Origin of the sequence: Microbacterium karelineae (assembly GCF_009745985.1) — a bacterium.
Classification (GTDB): Bacteria; Actinomycetota; Actinomycetes; order Actinomycetales; family Microbacteriaceae; genus Microbacterium; species Microbacterium karelineae.
Window position 1 is genome coordinate 1 of sequence record NZ_WFIX01000178.1, and the last position, 18605, is coordinate 18605.

Below are 18605 nucleotides of genomic sequence, written 5' to 3' on the forward strand. Positions count from 1 at the left end.
TGCTCCCGCGCCTCGTGCTCGGCCTCGATCCGGTCCAGCGCCCGCGCGATGCTCGCCCGCTCGATCTCCCGCCGCTCGCGTGCCCGCTCCTCACATCGCGCCTCCTCGGCCTCGCGCCGCTCCTCCCGCGCCTCGTCCTCCGCGGCTTCCGGGGTCTCCTGGAAGAACACCCGGGACACCGGCTCGTCGGTATAGACCATCCCGGCAGGGCTCGTCCACTCGATCACCCCGCCCCCGACCTGCCGCAGCCGCCACCCGGAGTGATGCTTCATCATGTGGTGTGGCTCACACAGCGCGGCCAGGTTCTCGATCGTGGTCGGCCCGCCGCGGGCATACTCCCGCGAGTGATCCAGGTCGGCCTTCCGCGCCGGGGTCGTGCATCCCGGGAACCGGCAGGTCATATCTCGCCCGATCAACGCCCGCCGCTGCGCCTCCGAGGGTCGATACCGGTCGACCGCGACGATCTCGCCCGTCTCGGGTCTCACGAACAGCCTCTCCCACCCGGCCGCGCTCCCGGCGACGATGCGGGCCGTGTCGGGCGAGACGAGCCCGCCGTCATCGGCCCAGGCCGTTCCCTCGTCCGGGTCGAGGATCTGCGTGACCGGGATCGTCACCTGCACCGTTGCCGCGATCCCCGTCAGGGTCGCCCCGGTGCCGGAGGCGTGCAGCTCGTGCCCGGTCGGCTCCGCGGACAGCAGGACATCGGCGATCAGGTCGGCCCGCAGCTGATCCATCGTCCGCCTGTCACTCGCCGCGACGGCGACCGGGTCGGTGCCGTCGAGTGTGCCGGTCACCGGGGCGGCCCATCCGTCTTCGGGCGCGAACCCGTGGTCGCGGTCGAACGCGCGGCGGGCTCGCCGCCGGTCGGTCTTGATGATCTTCGCCATCTCGGTGGCGCGGTCGTAGATGGCGCGCGCCTCGAACGTGGGCAGATACGCCCACAGCTCGCTCATCCCGTCCTCACGATCGGTCACGACGACCCGACGCTCCTCCCGCGCGGCCTGGTGCCGTTCCCGCAGGGATGTCGGGGCGAGGACCGCGGCCTGCTTCTGCGTGATCTTCTCCAGCTCCCGCGGTGTCCGGGTCTCGGCGAACGGCACCGCCAGGGCATCCAGCGACGCCCGCGCGCCCGGGTCGAGACCCGCCCCGGTGGCGGCGATGACGTCGGCGTGCCGCTTCGAGATCCGCCCCGACTTCAGCGCTTCGTGCGTGACGGGGTAGTCGCTTGTGAGGCGTTCGGCCTGCTCGATCCGGTTCTTCGCCGCCGACGGGTGGACCCGTGTCGCGGCCGCGACCTCGGCGGCCATCGCCCGCCGCGCATACTCCGGGCCGTCCGACGCCACCGACCGCCGGCCCTCCGCGTCCGCGATCTCCGCGAGCTGGGCCAGCAGCTCGGCCTTCTCACCCTCGGCCCGCGCGATCGTCCGGTCCCGCTCAACGACCTGTTCGACGAGGCCGCGCACGCGCGCCTGCTCGGCCGGGGTCAGCCCCAGCCTCTCGAGCCGCGTCTCGTGCCGTTCCTCGTCCATGACCCGAGGCTACGAGGGACCACCGACAAACGAAGCGGACACGGAAGATGTCGGCTCCGCCATCCCTCACTTCCCGCTGACGTGCGCCCCCGCCACGTCCGCCCGGATCAGCGAGTACACGACGAGGTCCACGCGCCCCGCGTCCGTGAACCCCGTATTCTGCGCCGTCCCCTCGCGCACGACGCCGGCCCGGTCCGAAATCGGTAGCGATGGCGCACTGCCGCGAGCGAGGTGCAGCTCGACCCGCTCAAAGGCGAATTCGACGATCCGCAGCCAGGCGACGGCGCGCACCGCGCGAGTCATCACGCCGCGGCCCCGGGCGCCCGCGGCCGTCCAGCAGCTCAGCAAGGTCGGCCCGCCGCGGTGATATGAGCCATTCCTCTCCGTGCCCCCCCCACGGACGCAGAGAAGGAGACCCTCTGCCTTCCGGAGAAGGACCGCTATCCGGCGTCCGCAGGCCACCGGTGGCCCCTCTTGAACGCCGCCCCTCCGTCACACGCGAGGTTTCGCTGTGCGCGGCCCCGCGGCAGGCAGCAGCCTGCGCAGTTGCCGCGCAATGCAGAGTTCCTGCCCGATGGACGAGAACCCGCCACGTCCAGGAGATCCTGAGCGGATGACGCGAGATCTGTGCGCCATCGTCGACTTCGGTGCCGATGGCGAACGCTCGTCATGAGGCCGTTGGCGTCGCGATCTCGCCGCCGCTGAGGCGGAACTCCTCAGCGGACGGCTCGGTGGTGAACTCGAGGACTTCGACTTGGTGTGCGTTGAGGACGTCGAGCACACGTCCAAGGGGTGACCCGGAAGTACTCGCGTCGCGTGTTCACCTTGTTGAGTCGCTGTTCGGCGAACGTCCGATGGAGCATGGACTCGACGTCGACCGCGTCGTCGGTGAAGAACAGCGCGTGCACGTCGAACCGGAACGGGACGGAAGCATCCCCGAGCTCCCGTACACGGTCCATCGGGTCGAGCCGTCGAGTCATCCCGATCTTGACGATGCCGGGCCCGAAGGAGCCGACGTTCGAGATGACATACACGTAGCCCGCGCGCATATTCGCCGCGCGATAGTCGACATCCTCGATCGCCTTGTCGACGTCCTCGAGACGCTCCCGCATCCGCGCGACGCCTTCGTCATCACCGCTCGCTTCGAGCGCCTCGAGTGCGAGGATGTACTTCGCGCGCTCTTTGTCGAGTCGTTCGTGTTCCCGCGCGAGTTCCGCTTCGGCCTTCTTCTGCTCCCGCAGCTCGGCGCGTCTCTCTCGCTCGGCTTCTTTCTCCGCCTGCACCGCCTGCAGGTGGCGGGCAGCGAGAGAGAGTTCCTGAAGACGCGCATGGAGGTATTCGTGCGTGATGCGGAGGTCGATCATGTCGCCCTGCTTGGCGATCTGCTCGGCCACCTTCGTCAATCGCTTCTGCGCGGCCTCGAGATTCCCGGCGCGCATGGTCTTGACGCAGTTCTCCGCTTCGGCGTTGAACGCGCGCAGAAGGATCTTCGACATGTCGTTGACGAACTTGTTCCCCTTTGCGGTCGAGTTGTTGAAGGTGAAGCCGCTGGTGGACGTCGTGGCGCGCTTCTCGCGGACCATCGTCTTGATCTTCGCGCGGAGGGCCTCGAGATCGGCGGACAGCGTCGCCGAGTGCTCGGCGGCGTGCTCGTAGTCGAACAAGCCCGCCTCCTGCATGGCGCTCGCCCATCGAAGATCCACGAGCGCCCCCTTGAGGCGCTCACGCGCGGCGAACAGCGTGTCGCGCTCATCTCGGAGTCGTGCGATCTCGCTCGTCAGCCGTTCCATCTCGTCTCGATGCGCGTCGCGCGTGGTCGCGAGCTCGGCTTCGACATGTGCACGGTACTTGTCGACATCGTCGAACTCGTGGGCATTGAATCTATTGACGATCGCCTGCAGATCGGCGGCGCGGGCTCGCGCAGCGGACTTCGAGAGCTTCTCGATCGCCTTCTCAGCGGAGTGAGCGCGGCGGTCCCGGCGCGTCGACCGAAGGCTCTGCGCGGGCTCCGCACCGGATGCCGGCGCCGTGTGCTCCGTCCACTGCGTGCCATTCCACCAACGCAGCGTGCCCTGCGCGTCGGTCGGGTACCAGCCGGAGGGGATCTCGGACATGAGTGCTCCTGCTCGCGCGACGGTCGGGGTCCTCATACCCGGGGAGCCCCCGGATAGTCGAGATGAGCGTACGACAGACTCGCCGCGACACGCGCGATCGACGAATGCCCCCGTCCCTCACCCCACGAGGAACAGGCCGCCCCACATCCCCGGGTTGTGGGCGTGGACCAGTACGGCGAAGACGACGGCGTCGAACAGCAGGTGCACGGTCACGACGTATCCGAGGGAGCGCGTGCGCAGGAAGATCACGCCCTGCAGCAGCGCGAAGGGGATCGTGAGGACGGGGCCCCATTCTCGGTAGCCGAGCTCCCAGAGGAACGACACGAACACGATCGTCTGCAGGAGGTTCGCGGCCCACGCGGGGAAGTGCCGTCGCAGCAGGGCGAACACCGTGCAGATGAAGAACAGCTCGTCCCAGATCCCGACGGCGCCGACGCCGACGAACAGCCGCGCGATGAGGTCTGGGCTGTCGACGACGGGCCAGTTGCGGTACACCCCGCTCGTGATGAAGTAGTACGGCAGGATCAGCCACCCCAGCACGATGACCGCGACGAGCCAGACCCACTGTGCGGGGTGCCAGCGCCCGCCGGCACGCCAGGGGAAGGCGATCGCGCGGTCGCGGAACGCGAACCGCGACACGAGATAGGGCACGGCGACGGCCCCGCCGAGGGCGAGCGTGAAGCGCAGCATCGCCGCGTCATCGAGCTCTGCCGCGAGCGGGATGACGCTCACGATCAGCAGCCCCAGGGAGATGAGCGCGAGATCGCGCAGGAGGCTGGGGCCGCGATCGGCACCCGAGGCGGCCACAGCACGCCGCGCGCGCGATTCGAGGATCCACGCGAGCGCGAGCCCGACGGCAGACAGAGCAGACCCGAGCCACGCGCTCTCGAGGACGAAGAAGGCGGGCGCCGCGAGGCACACGGCCAGCGCGGGCGCGAGCGCGGCCCAAGGCGAGAGGGGGCCGCGCGGTGCGGTGCCTGGGTGCTGGATCACGTCCCCATCCTCTCGGGGAATCCGGCGCGGCGCATCCACAGGCGACTTCCCTTCAACGGAAGACCTCCTCGGGGCCGCCCCCGTGGCCACTACCCTGACGCCGGACGGCGAAGACGCCGTCTCGGCGGAGACGCCGGATCCGCGCGTCGGTCTCGCGGCGCGAGAGGCAAGGGAGCACAGGATGAAGCCTTCGATCGGACGCGCCCTGATGGGGATCGCGAGCGCGCTCGCCCTCGTGGTGGGAGCGGGATCCGCGGCCACCGCGAAGCCCGGCGGCCCGCCCCATGAGCCCGGATCCCTGACGCCCGATGCGTGCGCCGCGCTCGTCGGGCACGAGATCCCCGAGCGCGCCATCGACCTGCCCACCGGAGGCGCGAGCGTCGAGACGGCCGAGTGGGCCGACGACCACTGCGAGGTCACGGGATGGATCCGCGCCGTCTCCGCGCCGCAGGACATGCAGTTCCAGGTGAACCTGCCCGCCGCGTGGAACGGGCGCGCGCTGCAGTTCGGCGGCGGCGGGTTCGACGGATCCCTTGTCACCGCCACGGGCACCTACACGGCCCAGCCGAACGGCACGCCGACGGCGCTCGACTCAGGCTGGGTGACGCTCGGCAGCGACGGCGGTCACCAGGGCGATGCCGGGTTCGACGGTCGGTTCCAGACCGACCCCGAGCTGCTCATGAACTACGGCCAGTGGTCGGTGAAGAAAGCGCACGATGCGGCCTGGCACGTCATCGACGCGGCATACGGCGCGGAACCGACGTGGTCGTACTTCATCGGCGGATCGCAGGGCGGACACGAGGCCCTCGACGCGGCCGCGCGGTACCCGAAGGACTACGACGGGGTCGTCGCGAACTATCCGGCGTACAACGTCGCGATGATGCACATCGGCGCCGTGACCTTCCGCGACGCGCTCCTGATCGACGACGGCGCCGGCTGGCTGAGCCCCGCGAAGACCCAGACCCTGACCGACGCTGTCTATGCGGCGTGCGACGAGCTCGACGGCGTCGCGGACGGCATCGTCTCGAACGTCGTGGGCTGCGACGAGACCTTCGAGCTCGCGAACGTCCGCTGCGAGGGCGGCGTCGACACGGGCGATGACTGTCTCTCCGACGCGCAGCTGCGGGCGGTGCGCGCCATGACGACCGACGACGACCTCGGCTTCGAGATCGAGGGCAACAGCATCTTCGCGAAGAGCGCGCTCCTGCAGGGAGCCTTCTACCAGGGCTTCGCTGGCTTCGGGACGGGACCATACGATCAGGGCCTGCAGTTCCAGGTGCTCGACGCGACGTCCCGCTACGGCGTCTCGGACGGTGACCCCGATCACGACACGTTCGCCTTCGACCCGGCGGACCACACCGAGCGGATCCAGGAGCTCGGCGAGATCATGGACGTCACCGACGTCTCGCTGAACAGGTTCCGCGCGTACGGAGGGAAGGTCATCCTCACGCACGGCACGATCGACGACTTCATCACCCCGCACAACACGGTGCAGTATTACGAGCGGCAGCAGGAGCAGTTCCGTCACCGGCTGGGCGGATTCATGAAGTTCTACATGGTGCCGGGCTGGGGCCACGGGCAGGGGGCGTTCCAGGCCCAGTACGACGGGCTCGGGGCGATCGTCGACTGGGTCGAGGACGGCACGGAGCCCGCGGGCCTCGTCGCGTCCGACGGCAACGCGGGCGCCGACCGCACGCGGCCGATGTGCGAGTACCCGGCGTGGCCGGAGTACGACGGTGAGGGATCCCCGGACGACGCGGGCGCTTTCCGCTGCGTCGCCGGGTGAGGGCGCGTCAGCCCAGCTCGGCAGGGGCCGGCGTCTCCTCGAGGGCGACGACCGACTCCTCGCGGACGGCGACCGCGCCGAGTGCCGCGACGAGGCGGTCGGCGAGGTAGGCATGGCCCGCGTCGGACGGGTGATCGTTGCCCTCGGGCGACGTGTCGATGAGGGTGTCGTAGTTCGCCGTCGTGATCCATTCCTCGGCGATCGGGGACACGTACGGCACGCCGCGGTCCGCGGCCGCTCGGCGCAGGATCTCGTCGATCATCCGCGTCGCGGGCTCGATGGGGAGCACCTGCGGCGCCGGGCCGAAGACGACGAGCGAGGCGTCGGGATATGCGGCGGCCAGCGCGTCCCACGCGTCCTCCGCCGCGGCCCGGAGGAGCGACAGGTCCTCCCGCCGGTCGTTGATGGATCCCTGGATGACGACGAGATCGGGGGCGGCGTCGTGGTCGAGCGCGCGGATCCGCGAGATGTAGGTGCCGCCCTCGAATCCGGACCGGAGATAGCCGCTCGCGCGTTCTCCGTCGACGGCGGTCGGCCATCCGAGCTGATCGCCGACGCGCGCGGCGTATCCGAGCGTCTCGGGATCCGTCGCCGCACGTCCCCACGTCCACGAGTCTCCGAAGATGAGGAGCGACGGTTCGACCGGCAGCGAGACCAGCGGGTCCGCGGACGTCGCGGCCGGGGCGGAGCCGCCGGGCGCCGCGATCTGAGGGCCGGCCGGTGCGCATGCGGCGAGCGCGCACGCGCACGCGATGGCCGCGGCCGAGGCGATCGCCCGAATGCGCACGCGCGTCACTCGCTGTCGGCCGCGTCGTCGTCCTGGGCCGTGACCGCTGATTCGTCGGGCTCCAGATCGCGGAGGTGATCTGCGAGCGCCTCCGCGAGGAACGCGTGCCCGTCGTCGCTCGGGTGGTTGTGGCCCGAGCTCGACGTGTCGATGACGTCATCGTAGTTCGCAGACGTGATCCACTCATCCTGCACAGGGGAGATGTACGTGACGCCCTCCCGCTCCGCCAGGCGGCTGAGGACCCTGTCGATGCGGCCGACGGTGTCCGCGACGGGAATCGTGCTCGGCGCCGGCCCCAGTACGACGAGCTCGGCGTCGGGGTAGAGCGCCTCGAGCGCTCGCCACACGCTCTGGGCGGCGCCCGAGAGCCGGTCGAGGTTCTCGCCGCGGTCGTTGATCGATCCCTGCACGACGACGATCTCAGGGTCGAGGTCGGGGTCGAGCTGCACGACGCGCGAGCCGTACAGGCCGCCGAACTCGCCGGGGCGCAGGTAGCCGCTGCCGTTCTCGCCGTCGACCGTCGTGTCCCACCCGAGCAGCTCGCCCGTGAGATACGCGTATCCGCCCGTCGGCGTCGACGACGCGAGGCCGACGGTCCACGAGTCGCCGAAGACGAGGAGCGAGGGATCCGCGTCGGTCGCGGCGTCCTCCGGGCCCGCGACGGTCGGCCAGCTGCCGGACAGGTCGACCCCGTGCGGCTCGCTCGCGCAGGCGCCGAGGGTCGCGGATCCGAGCGCGATGGCGCAGGCGGCGGCGAGCAGACGGCGAACGCGGGGCATGGACACAGAATATGTCCTCGTAAGATTGGAACCCTATGAATCCCGATGCCCTCGCCTCCGCTCTCCTCGCCGTTCTCGACGCCGTCGCGGTCAGGCGACGCCCGGAGCAGCCGCTGGGGGCGTCGGCGTCCGACATCACGGTCGAGCGGCCGAAGAACCGCGACCACGGCGACTGGTCGACGAACACGGCGATGAAGTTCGCGAAGTGCCTCGGCACGAACCCGCGCGAGCTCGCGCAGGAGATCGCCGACGGCCTCGCGGGCGTCGACGGCGTCGCGTCGGTCGAGGTCGCGGGGCCCGGGTTCATCAACATCCGCCTCGATGCGGCGGCGGCGGGCCAGCTCGCGAAGACGATCGTCGACGCGGGGGAGTCCTACGGCCGGAACGATTCGCAGGCCGGAAACAGCATCAATCTCGAGTTCGTGAGCGGCAACCCCACGGGGCCGCTCCACATCGGTCACACCCGCTGGGCGGCGCTCGGCGACGCGATGGGGCGCCTGCTCGAGGCGAGCGGTGCGAACGTCGCCCGCGAGTACTACATCAACGACGCCGGCGCGCAGATGGAGCGCTTCGGCGCGAGCGTGTTGGCCGCGATGACGGGGGCGCCGGCGCCCGAGGACGGCTACAAGGGCGCGTACATCGAGGCGCTCGGCGAGCGCGTCCGCGCTGCGCATCCCGGGATCCTCGACCTGCCGGAGGGCGAGCGCGAGGGCGCCGTGCGCGAGGCCGCCTACGAGCTGCAGCTCGGCGAGATCCAGGAGTCGCTCGCGAAGTTCAACGTGCACTTCGATGTGTGGTTCTCCGAGCGCGAGCTGCACGACGGATCACCGAGCCTCATCGACCAGGCCGTCGACCGCCTGCGGGAGCAGGGGCACGTGTACGACGCCGACGAGGCCGTGTGGGTGAAGACGACCGACTTCGGCGACGACAAGGACCGCGTGATCCGCCGCGGCAACGGCGTGTACACCTACTTCGCCGCCGACGCCGCCTACTACCTCAACAAGGGCGACCGCGGGTACCGGCACAAGATCTACCTGCTGGGGGCCGACCACCACGGCTACGTGCACCGCCTCAAGGCGCTCGCGGGCGCGGCGGGCGACGACCCCGAGAAGGACGTCGAGGTGCTCATCGGTCAGCTCGTCTCGGTCAACGGCGCGCGCCTGTCGAAGCGGGCGGGCAACATCATCGAGCTCGACGACCTGCGCGACTGGATCGGCACCGATGCGCTGCGGTACTCGCTCGAGCGCTACCCGGCCGATTCGCCCCTCTCGCTCGACCCCGAGCTGCTGAAGAAGCGCACGAACGACAACCCCGTCTTCTACGTGCAGTACGCGCACGCCCGCACGGTCAACGTCGCGAAGAACGCCGTCGACGCGGGGGTCACGCGCGAGGCGTTCCAGCCGGAGCTTCTCGGCCACGGGACCGAGTCGGCGCTGCTCGGCGCTCTGCAGGAGTTCCCGCGCATCGTCGGCTTCGCCGCCGAAGTGCGCGAACCCCACCGCGTCGCCCGCTACCTGGAGGAGCTCGCGGGGCTCTACCACCGGTGGTACGACAGCTGCCGGGTCACGCCCAAGGGCGATGAGCCGATCGAGGCCGTGCACGGCACGCGCCTCTGGCTCAACGACGCGACGGGTCAGGTGCTGCGCAACGGCCTCGGCCTGCTCGGGGTGAGCGCGCCCGAGCGGATGTGACGCGAGGTCACACGGATCCGGCGATGACGCCTTCCCAGTAGACTCTCTGGAACCGGCCGTTCGGCGCTCGACGCGGGCCGGATTCCCACGTCGCCCGACTCGTAAGGTCCGCTCCGCTCGATGGTCTCCGTGCCCGACACCGCACACCCGCTCGCGCCCGCGTGGCTCGCGACCCCCGGCGATGCGAACGACCTCGCCGACCTCGTGTGGCCCGCGTCGGCGCATCGCGCAGGCGACGGCGCGCTCGTCGTCGGCGGCGCCCGCGCGACCGACCTGGCGGAGCGCTTCGGCACCCCCGTGCTCGTCCTCGACGAGCAGGATGTCCGCGACCGCGCCGCGCGCACCCGCGCCGCGTTCGACGCCGCGACGGCACGGCACGGCGGGAGCGCGCGGGTCTACTACGCGGGCAAGGCGTTCCTGACGTCCGAGGTCGCCCGCTGGATGCTCGACGCGGGGCTGAACGTCGACGTCTGCTCGCGCGGCGAGCTCGAGACGGCGCTCGCCGCCGGCGTGCCGGCCGAGCGCATCGGCTTCCACGGGAACAACAAGAGCGCGGGTGAGCTCGAGCGCGCGATCGGCGCGGGCATCGGCACGATCATCGTCGACTCCGACATCGAGATCGAGCGGATCGGCGCGATCGCCGAGCGCCTCGGTGCGTGCCAGCGCGTGCTGGTCCGCGTGCGCAGCGGCGTGCACGCCGACACGCACGAGTTCCTCGCGACCGCCCACGAAGACCAGAAGTTCGGCTTCTCGCTCGACGAGGCCGAGCGCGCCGTCGCGCGGATCCGTGCGCTCGCGTCCACCTCCTTCGTCGGCCTGCACTGCCACATCGGATCGCAGATCTTCGGCGTCGACGGCTTCCGCGAGTCGGCCGCGCGCGTGCTCGCCCTGCACGAGCGCCTGCTCGCTGGCGGCGACGTGCCGCTCCTCAACCTCGGAGGCGGGTTCGGCATCGCCTACACGCGCGCCGACGATCCCGCCCCCATCGAGGATCTCGCCGACGGCATCGTCGACGCAGTCGCCTCCGAGTGCGCCGCGCGGGGCATCGCGATGCCGACGCTCGCGTTCGAGCCGGGCCGCTCCGTCATCGGCCCCGCGGGGCTCACGGTCTACACCGTCGGGACGACGAAGCCCGTCGCGGTCGAGATTCCAGACGGATCCGCCCAGCGCCTGTACGTGGCCGTCGACGGCGGCATGAGCGACAATGTGCGCCCCGCCCTCTACGGGGCGCAGTACTCGGCTCGCCTCGCCTCGCGCGCGGGCGACGGCGCCCCCGCGCTCGTGCGCGTCGTCGGGATGCACTGCGAGTCGGGCGACGTCGTCGTCGACCACGAGTTCCTGCCGGACGACGTCGCGCCAGGCGACCTCGTCGCGGTCGCCTCGACGGGCGCCTACTCGGCGGCCATGTCGAGCAACTACAACCACGTCCCGCGCCCGCCCGTCGTGGCGGTGCGCGGCGGAGAGGCGCGCGTGATCCTGCGCGGCGAGACGATCGACGATCTGCTCGCCCGCGACACGGGCCTCCACCCCGCACATACCGAGGGAGAGAGATGATCGATCACCGAACTCTGCGCGTCGCGCTTCTGGGAGCCGGATCCGTCGGTTCGCAGGTCGCGCGCCTGCTGCTCGACCACGCCGACGAGCTCGAAGAGCGCGCGGGCGCGCGCCTGGAGCTCGCGGGGATCGCGGTGCGCGATGTCGATGCGAAGCGCGATGTCGAGCTTCCGCGTGAGCTGCTGACGACTGACGCACACGAGCTCATCGTCGGCAGCGACATCGTGATCGAGCTGATGGGCGGCATCGAGCCGGCCCGCACGCACATCCTCGACGCGCTCGGATCCGGGGCCGACGTCGTGACGGGCAACAAGGCCCTCCTTGCGACGCACGGCGCCGAGATCTTCGACACGGCAGATCAGGTCGGCGCCTCCGTGTCGTACGAGGCGGCGGTCGCGGCCGCGATCCCGATCATCCGCCCGCTGAAGGACTCGCTGGCGGGCGACCGCGTCACGCGCATCTTCGGCATCGTCAACGGCACGACGAACTACATCCTCGACCGCATGGACAAGGAGGGCGCCGACTTCGACGCCGTCCTCGCCGATGCGCAGGCGCTCGGCTACGCCGAGGCGGATCCGACGGCGGACGTCGGCGGGCACGACGCGGCGCAGAAGGCCGCGATCCTCGCGAGCCTCGCCTTCCACACGAACGTGCCGATCGAGGAGGTGCACTGCGAGGGGATCACCGCGATCGACTCCGCCGCGATCGACAACGCCCGCAAGGCCGGCTTCGTCATCAAGCTGCTCGCCACGTGCGAGCGACTCGCCGCGGACGGCGACGACGCCGAGGCGATCTCGGTGCGCGTGTACCCCGCGCTCGTCGACCGTGAGCACCCCCTCGCGAGCGTGCACGGCGGCAACAACGCCGTCTACGTCGAGGCCGAGGCCGCGGGCCCCCTCATGTTCTACGGCGCGGGCGCCGGCGGCGTCGAGACCGCCTCGGCGATCCTCGGCGACGTCGTCTCGGCCGCGCGCCGCCACATCGCGGGCGGCGTCGGCGTCGGCGAGTCCGCGCGCGGCGAGGCCCCCATCGCCCCGATCGGCCGCATCACGACGCGCTATCAGATCACGCTCGACGTCAGCGACGAGCAGGGCGTGCTCGCCACGGTCGCCAACATCCTCAGCGACGGCGGCGTCTCGCTCGCGACCGTCGAGCAGACGGTGTCGGAGGACGCGGACGGCGTCAGCCGCGCGCGCCTCGTCATCGGCACCCACAAGGCGCGCGAGCAGGCGCTGAGCGACACGGTCGAGCGTCTCGCCGCGAGCGACGTCGTCGAGCGCGTCGTCACGGTCCTTCGCGTGGAGGGCGACTGAGCATGCCGGGCAGCGTCGCCACCCGCACCGTCGAGGTGCGGGTGCCCGCCACGAGCGCGAACCTCGGGCCGGGCTTCGACACACTCGGCCTCGCGCTCAGCGTGTACGACGAGCTCACCGTCTCGGCGCTCGACTCGGACGCCCTCGAGATCTCGGTCGAGGGCACGGGCGCGGCGGAGATCCCCACCGACGCGTCGAACCTCATCGCCCGCACCATCCGCTACGCCTACGAGTCGGTCGGCCTGGTCGCACCCGGCCTGCGCATCGCGGCGCGCAACGGCATCCCGCACGGGCGCGGCCTCGGATCCTCCGGCGCCGCCGTCGTCGCGGGACTTCTCGCGGCGAAGGGCCTGCTCGAGGGGCGCGCCGAGCTGTCCGACACCGACCTGCTCCGCCTCGCCACCGAGCTCGAAGGGCACCCCGACAACGTCGCGCCGGCCCTGTTCGGCGGGCTCACCATCGCGTGGACCGACGCGGAGAGTCCGCAGCACAAGAAGCTGCTCGTGCATCGCGGCGTCGCCCCTGTCGTCTTCGTGCCGGAGGGCACGATGTCGACATCCACGGCGCGCAGCGTGCTGGATCCGGCCGTGTCGCGTGAGGACGCCGTCTTCAACGTGTCGCGCTCCGCGCTGCTGATCGCGGCGCTCACGCAGAGCCCGGATCTGCTGCTCGCCGCGACGGAGGATCGCCTGCACCAGGACCGCCGCGCCGAGGCGATGCCGGAGACCGACGCCCTCGTGCGCGCGCTCCGGGCGCGCGGCTTCGCAGCCGTCGTCTCGGGGGCCGGGCCGAGCGTCCTCGTGCTCGCCGACGGCCCCGGACGCCGGCTCGAGGCGGCCGCCGTGGCGGAGGAGCACACCCGCGGGTCGTGGCAGGCGCTCATGCTCGCCGTCGACTTCATGGGTGGTACAGTGAGAGAACCAGCGGAGGGTGCCTCAGCGCACGAACTCTGAACCTCCGTCGCAACTCTGCGAAGCCCCGCACGGACCCTCGACTCCTCCTGCGCGAACGTCACGTTCACGCGGAGCAACGGAGGCATCATCGCGCTGGCGCGACGAACTTCCGCGTGCGGATCGGCTCTGACACATCCCGAACCAAGGAGCACTCGTGGCATCCACCACTGAGAACCCGGGCGGCGACAGCGCCGCCGACCAGTCGCAGATCGATCGGGCCATCGCGGCCGCGGACGAGGCGACGAACGAGACGAAGACGACGACGCGCAAGCGCGCGCCGCGCCGCGCATCGTCATCCGGCGTCGCGGCGGCGGCGACCGCCGACGCCCCCGCGGGCGCCGAGGCGGCACAGGCTGCGGAGGCCGCGCCCGCCGAGGAGGCGCCGAAGGCGCCCCGCAAGCGCGCGCCGCGCCGCACGAAGGCGCAGATCGAGGCCGACAAGGCCGCCGCGGAGGCCGCGGCCGCCGACGCGACCGACGCCGAGGCGCCGGCGGAGAAGCCCGCCCGTGCGACGCGTTCGCGTGCCAAGAAGGCGGCCCCGGCCGAGGAGCCGGCGACCGAGACGGCAGACGCCGCCGCGGAGAAGCCCGCCCGCGCCACGCGCTCGCGCGCCAAGAAGGCCGCCCCGGCCGAGGAGCCGACGGCGGACGCCGCGCAGGCCGATGGCGGCGAGGCCGCGGTCGCGGAGAAGCCCGCCCGCGCCACGCGTTCGCGCGCGAAGAAGGCGGCGCCCGCGGCCGACGAGGCCGCGACGGAGGCCGTGGCACCCGCGACGGACGCCGCGGCGGCCGACGAGGCATCCGACGAGGCGAAGGCCCCGGCGGAGAAGCCCGCCCGCGCGAGCCGCTCGCGCAAGAAGCCCGCAGCGTCAGCGCCGGCTGCCGACGCCGCCGAGACGACGGCGGAGCAGTCGGAGGCGGCTGAGAGCGCCTCCGATGCCCCGCGCCAGGACGCCCCAGTGGTCGTCCCCGCGCAGCTGCCCGACGCCGAGCAGGCCGACGGCGAGAGCGACGCGACCGAGTCGGGCGACCGCTCCGAGGGCGACGAGCAGGAGGGCACGGGGCGCGGTCGTCGCGGTCGCAGCCGCAACCGCCGCAAGAAGGGCGGATCCGACCAGGACGGCGAGCAGACCGACGATCGCCAGGGCGGCCAGCGGAACAACGGCCCGCAGCGCCCCCAGGAGCAGAAGCAGAACGCGAACGAGAACGCGCAGGGTCGCGGTCGCGGCAAGCGCGGACGCGGTCGCGGCCAGGACGAGTTCGATCCCGAGATCAACGATGACGACGTCCTCATCCCGATCGCCGGCATCCTCGACGTCCTCGACAACTACGCCTTCGTGCGAACGACGGGGTACCTCCCCGGCCAGCAGGACGTCTACGTCTCGCTCGGCCAGGTGAAGAAGTACAACCTGCGCAAGGGCGACGCGGTCGTCGGCGCGATCAAGCAGCCCCGTGAGGGCGAGCAGAACGGGCGCCAGAAGTACAACGCGCTCGTCAAGGTCGACTCCGTCAACGGCCTCTCGGTCGAGGACGCCGCCGGTCGCGTCGAGTTCTCGAGCCTCACGCCGCTCTACCCTCAGGACCGCCTGCGCCTCGAGACGGCCCCCGAGAAGCTCACTCAGCGCATCATCGATCTCATCGCCCCGATCGGCAAGGGTCAGCGCGGCCTCATCGTCGCGCCCCCGAAGGCGGGCAAGACGATCGTCCTGCAGCAGATCGCGAACGCGATCGCGCAGAACAACCCCGAGGCGCACCTCATGGTCGTGCTCGTGGACGAGCGTCCCGAAGAGGTCACCGACATGCAGCGCTCGGTCAACGGCGAGGTCGTCGCCTCGACGTTCGACCGCCCCGCCGAGGACCACACGACGGTCGCGGAGCTCGCGATCGAGCGTGCGAAGCGCCTCGTCGAGCTCGGCCGCGACGTGGTCGTGCTGCTCGACTCGATCACGCGCCTCGGCCGCGCGTACAACGTCTCGGCGCCCGCGTCGGGCCGCGTCCTCTCGGGCGGTGTCGATGCCTCGGCGCTGTACCCGCCGAAGAAGTTCTTCGGCGCGGCGCGCAACATCGAGAACGGCGGATCGCTCACGATCCTCGCGACGGCGCTCGTCGAGACCGGATCCAAGATGGACGACGTCATCTTCGAGGAGTTCAAGGGCACCGGCAACATGGAGCTGCGCCTGAGCCGCCAGCTCGCCGACAAGCGCATCTTCCCGGCGGTCGACGTCAACGCGTCGTCCACCCGTCGCGAGGAGATGCTGCTCAGCCCGGACGAGGTGAAGATCACGTGGAAGCTGCGTCGCGCGCTCGCCGGCATGGACCAGCAGCACGCGCTCGGCGTGATCCTCGAGAAGCTCAAGGAGACCGAGTCCAACGTCGAGTTCCTGGTGCAGATGCAGAAGAGCGCCCTGAACGGCGGGGGCCGCGGCTCCGGCCAGGACTCCGAGATCCGCTGATCGCCCGAGCGACGTGTTCGAGTCCGTTCAGCTGCTGATCGACGAGCACCGTCGGGTCCAGGAGGAGCTCTCCGACCCGGCGGTGCACGCCGACGCCGCGCGCGCGAGGCGCGTCAACCGGCGCTTCTCCGAGCTGTCGCGCATCGTGCGCGCCCACGAGGAGTGGACGCAGGCGACGGACGACCTCGCTGCCGCGCGCGAGCTCGCGGCCGAGGACGACGCGTTCGCGGAGGAGATCCCGGGCCTCGAGGAGCAGCTCGCCGAGGCGCAGGAGCGTCTGCGGCGCCTGCTCATCCCGCGTGATCCCGATGACGCGCGCGACGTGATCATGGAGATCAAGGCGGGGGAGGGCGGCGCCGAGAGCGCGCTGTTCGCCGCCGACCTGCTGCGCATGTACGCGCAGTACGCGAGCGCACGCGGGTGGAAGACCGAGATCATCGAGTCGGATCCGTCCGACCTCGGCGGGTACAAGAACGTGCAGGTGGCGTTCAAGGGCTCCTCGAGCGACCCCGCCCAGGGCGTGTGGGCGCACCTGAAGTTCGAGGGCGGCGTGCACCGCGTGCAGCGAGTGCCGGCGACCGAGTCGCAGGGGCGGATCCATACGTCGACGACGGGGGTGCTCGTCTTCCCCGAGGTCGACGAGCCGGAGGAGCTCGCGATCGACCAGAACGACCTCAAGATCGACGTGTACCGCTCGTCGGGGCCCGGCGGGCAGTCGGTCAACACGACCGACTCGGCCGTGCGCATCACGCACGTGCCGACCGGCATCGTCGTGTCGATGCAGAACGAGAAGTCGCAGCTGCAGAACCGAGAGGCGGCGATGCGCGTGCTGCGTGCGCGCCTGCTCGCGAAGCAGCAGGAGGAGCTGGCGGCGCAGGCGGCCGACGCCCGCAGGAGCCAGATCCGCGGCATGGATCGTTCGGAGCGGATCCGCACGTACAACTTCCCCGAGAACCGCATCGCCGATCACCGCACGGGCTTCAAGGCCTACAACCTCGACGCCGTCATGGACGGCGCGCTCGATCCCGTGATCGCGAGCTGCATCGCCGCCGACGAGGCCGAACGCCTCGAGCACCTGGGCGAGTGATCTTCGGCGGGGCGGCTCCGCTTCGCTCATCGCTTCGTGGACCTGCCCGCGCACGCACCGAATCGAGTGACGGCGCGGACCTGCGATAATGGGAATCCCGTGCCGTCCTGAGACTCTGGAGACCTGCGTGCGCTATATCTCGACCCGAGGCGGCGCCGAGCCGCTGTCGTACTGCGAGACGCTGCTCGAAGGGCTCGCACCGGATGGCGGCCTCGCCGTTCCTGAGCAGATGCCGCAGGTCGACGGTGAGACGCTCGAGGCGTGGCGCGCGCTGAGCTACCCGGATCTCGCGACCGAGGTGCTGGGCCTGTTCGCGACGGACATCCCTCGCGAGGACCTCGCCCGGATGACGGCCGACGCCTACGCGTCGTTCCCCGACGAGGTGGTGCCGCTGCGCTCGATCGGCGAGGGCATCACGCTCGTCGGCCTCTCCGAGGGGCCGACGCTCGCCTTCAAGGACATGGCGATGCAGTTCCTGGGCCAGGTCGTCGAGTACGCCCTCGAGCGCACGGGGTCCGTCCTCAACGTGCTCGGCGCGACGTCGGGCGACACCGGATCCGCCGCGGAGCACGCGCTGCGCGGCAAGGAGCGCATCTCGGTGTTCATGCTGTCGCCGCAGGGGCGGATGAGCGCGTTCCAGCGGGCGCAGATGTTCTCGATCGGCGACGAGAACGTGCACAACATCGCCGTCGACGGCGTGTTCGACGACTGCCAGAACCTCGTCAAGCAGCTGGCCGGCGACCTCGACTTCAAGCGCGCGCAGCGCCTCGGCGCCGTCAACTCGATCAACCTCGCCCGCATCACGGCGCAGGTCGTCTACTACTTCTGGGCGTGGCTGCGCGCGACCGATGCCGGCGGCTGGGCCGAGGTGTCGTTCACGGTGCCGTCGGGCAACTTCGGCAACATCCTCTCGGGCTTCTACGCGAAGCAGATGGGCCTGCCCGTGCGCCGACTCGTTCTCGCGACGAACGAGAACAACGTCCTCGACGAGTTCTTCCGCACGGGCGCGTACCGCCCCCGCGCCGCCGCCGAGACCCTCGCCACCTCGAGCCCGTCGATGGACATCTCGAAGGCGTCGAACCTCGAGCGCTTCATCTTCGAGCTCGTCGGGCGCGACGCCGAACGGCTCGCGCAGGCCTGGCGCGATCTCGACGCGCAGGGCTTCTTCGACTTCGCCTCCGAGCGCCCGCGCTTCGCGGACGAGTTCGGCATCGTCAGCGGATCCTCGACGCACGCCGACCGGCTCCGGACGATCCGCGACGTGCACGCGTCGGCGGGCGAGATGATCGACCCGCACACGGCCGACGGCGTGAAGGTGGCCCGCGAGCACGTCGAGTCCGGCGTGCCGATGCTCGTGCTCGAGACGGCGAAGCCGCAGAAGTTCGCCGAGACGATCCATGAGGCGATCGGCGTCGACGTCGAGTACTCGGCGGAGCTGCAGACGATGCTCGACGCGCCCCAGCACGTCACGGAGCTGCCGGACGACCCGGCCGCCCTCCGAGCCTTCATCGAGGAGCACGCGCTGCGCTGACCCACCCGGCGCGCGCCCCCGAGTGCCGTTCGGCCC

The 18605-nt window shown here is 71.1% G+C and carries 14 protein-coding genes; 8 read left to right on the forward strand and 6 right to left on the reverse strand.

Annotated elements, in window-relative coordinates; genetic code table 11:
- The 4 genes from GB932_RS07705 to GB932_RS07720 form a co-directional block, all read right to left on the reverse strand.
- Positions 1-1529 (reverse strand): HNH endonuclease signature motif containing protein (locus GB932_RS07705; protein WP_156760125.1); only part of this gene is annotated, 1529 nt, incomplete at its 3' end.
- 66 nt (positions 1530-1595) lie between these two features.
- Positions 1596-1820 (reverse strand): hypothetical protein, encoded by a 225-nt coding sequence (locus GB932_RS07710; protein WP_156760126.1) that lies wholly within the window; start codon positions 1818-1820, stop codon positions 1596-1598.
- A 425-nt stretch (positions 1821-2245) separates the two neighbouring features.
- Positions 2246-3643 carry an SNIPE associated domain-containing protein gene (locus GB932_RS07715; RefSeq protein WP_231916070.1) on the reverse strand — a complete coding sequence of 466 codons (1398 nt, stop codon included), beginning with the start codon at positions 3641-3643 and terminating at the stop codon, positions 2246-2248.
- A 117-nt stretch (positions 3644-3760) separates the two neighbouring features.
- The gene (locus GB932_RS07720) at positions 3761-4636 is read right to left on the reverse strand and encodes a CPBP family glutamic-type intramembrane protease (protein ID WP_231916072.1); all 876 of its coding nucleotides are present in this window, start codon (positions 4634-4636) and stop codon (positions 3761-3763) included.
- 181 nt (positions 4637-4817) lie between these two features.
- Between GB932_RS07720 and GB932_RS19410 the strand changes: the two genes are divergently transcribed.
- Entirely contained in the window at positions 4818-6422 is a 1605-nt protein-coding gene (locus tag GB932_RS19410; RefSeq protein WP_156760128.1) for a tannase/feruloyl esterase family alpha/beta hydrolase, read from the forward strand.
- 7 nt (positions 6423-6429) lie between these two features.
- Here GB932_RS19410 and GB932_RS07730 read toward each other — a convergent pair whose 3' ends face one another.
- Positions 6430-7209 (reverse strand): SGNH/GDSL hydrolase family protein, encoded by a 780-nt coding sequence (locus GB932_RS07730; RefSeq protein ID WP_197517384.1) that lies wholly within the window; start codon positions 7207-7209, stop codon positions 6430-6432.
- A 5-nt stretch (positions 7210-7214) separates the two neighbouring features.
- Positions 7215-7988 (reverse strand): SGNH/GDSL hydrolase family protein, encoded by a 774-nt coding sequence (locus GB932_RS07735; protein ID WP_156760130.1) that lies wholly within the window; start codon positions 7986-7988, stop codon positions 7215-7217.
- Positions 7989-8023: 35 nt separating this feature from the next.
- Between GB932_RS07735 and argS the strand changes: the two genes are divergently transcribed.
- The 7 genes from argS (at position 8024) to thrC (ending at position 18569) form a co-directional block, all read left to right on the forward strand.
- Positions 8024-9679 (forward strand): arginine--tRNA ligase, encoded by a 1656-nt coding sequence (argS, locus tag GB932_RS07740; protein ID WP_156760131.1) that lies wholly within the window; start codon positions 8024-8026, stop codon positions 9677-9679.
- Positions 9680-9799: 120 nt separating this feature from the next.
- Positions 9800-11233, forward strand: a complete 1434-nt coding sequence (gene lysA / locus GB932_RS07745) for a diaminopimelate decarboxylase (RefSeq protein ID WP_156760132.1) — start codon at positions 9800-9802, stop codon at positions 11231-11233.
- Entirely contained in the window at positions 11230-12546 is a 1317-nt protein-coding gene (locus tag GB932_RS07750; protein ID WP_156760133.1) for a homoserine dehydrogenase, read from the forward strand. Before lysA ends, GB932_RS07750 begins: the two co-directional genes overlap by 4 nt.
- 2 nt (positions 12547-12548) lie before the next feature.
- Positions 12549-13499 carry a homoserine kinase gene (gene thrB, locus GB932_RS07755; RefSeq protein WP_156760134.1) on the forward strand — a complete coding sequence of 317 codons (951 nt, stop codon included), beginning with the start codon at positions 12549-12551 and terminating at the stop codon, positions 13497-13499.
- A gap of 154 nt (positions 13500-13653) precedes the next feature.
- A complete protein-coding gene (gene rho, locus GB932_RS07760) occupies positions 13654-15951 on the forward strand; it encodes a transcription termination factor Rho (RefSeq protein WP_438616704.1) in 2298 nt (765 codons plus the stop codon).
- Positions 15952-15964: 13 nt separating this feature from the next.
- On the forward strand, positions 15965-17038 hold the full coding sequence (prfA, locus tag GB932_RS07765; protein ID WP_156760135.1) for a peptide chain release factor 1: 1074 nt from the start codon (positions 15965-15967) through the stop codon (positions 17036-17038).
- A 127-nt stretch (positions 17039-17165) separates the two neighbouring features.
- Entirely contained in the window at positions 17166-18569 is a 1404-nt protein-coding gene (thrC, locus tag GB932_RS07770) for a threonine synthase (protein WP_156760136.1), read from the forward strand.
- The last annotated feature ends 36 nt before the right edge of the window (positions 18570-18605 follow it).

Bases quoted from the DNA above. Each gene is read 5' to 3' on its own strand.
- GB932_RS07715 (WP_231916070.1), bottom strand. From the start codon at position 3,643: ATGTCCGAGATCCCCTCCGGCTGGTACCCGACCGACGCGCAGGGCACG.
- GB932_RS19410 (WP_156760128.1), top strand. From the start codon at position 4,818: ATGAAGCCTTCGATCGGACGCGCCCTGATGGGGATCGCGAGCGCGCTC.
- GB932_RS07735 (WP_156760130.1), bottom strand. From the start codon at position 7,988: ATGCCCCGCGTTCGCCGTCTGCTCGCCGCCGCCTGCGCCATCGCGCTC.
- argS (WP_156760131.1), top strand. From the start codon at position 8,024: ATGAATCCCGATGCCCTCGCCTCCGCTCTCCTCGCCGTTCTCGACGCC.
- lysA (WP_156760132.1), top strand. From the start codon at position 9,800: ATGGTCTCCGTGCCCGACACCGCACACCCGCTCGCGCCCGCGTGGCTC.
- GB932_RS07750 (WP_156760133.1), top strand. From the start codon at position 11,230: ATGATCGATCACCGAACTCTGCGCGTCGCGCTTCTGGGAGCCGGATCC.
- thrB (WP_156760134.1), top strand. From the start codon at position 12,549: ATGCCGGGCAGCGTCGCCACCCGCACCGTCGAGGTGCGGGTGCCCGCC.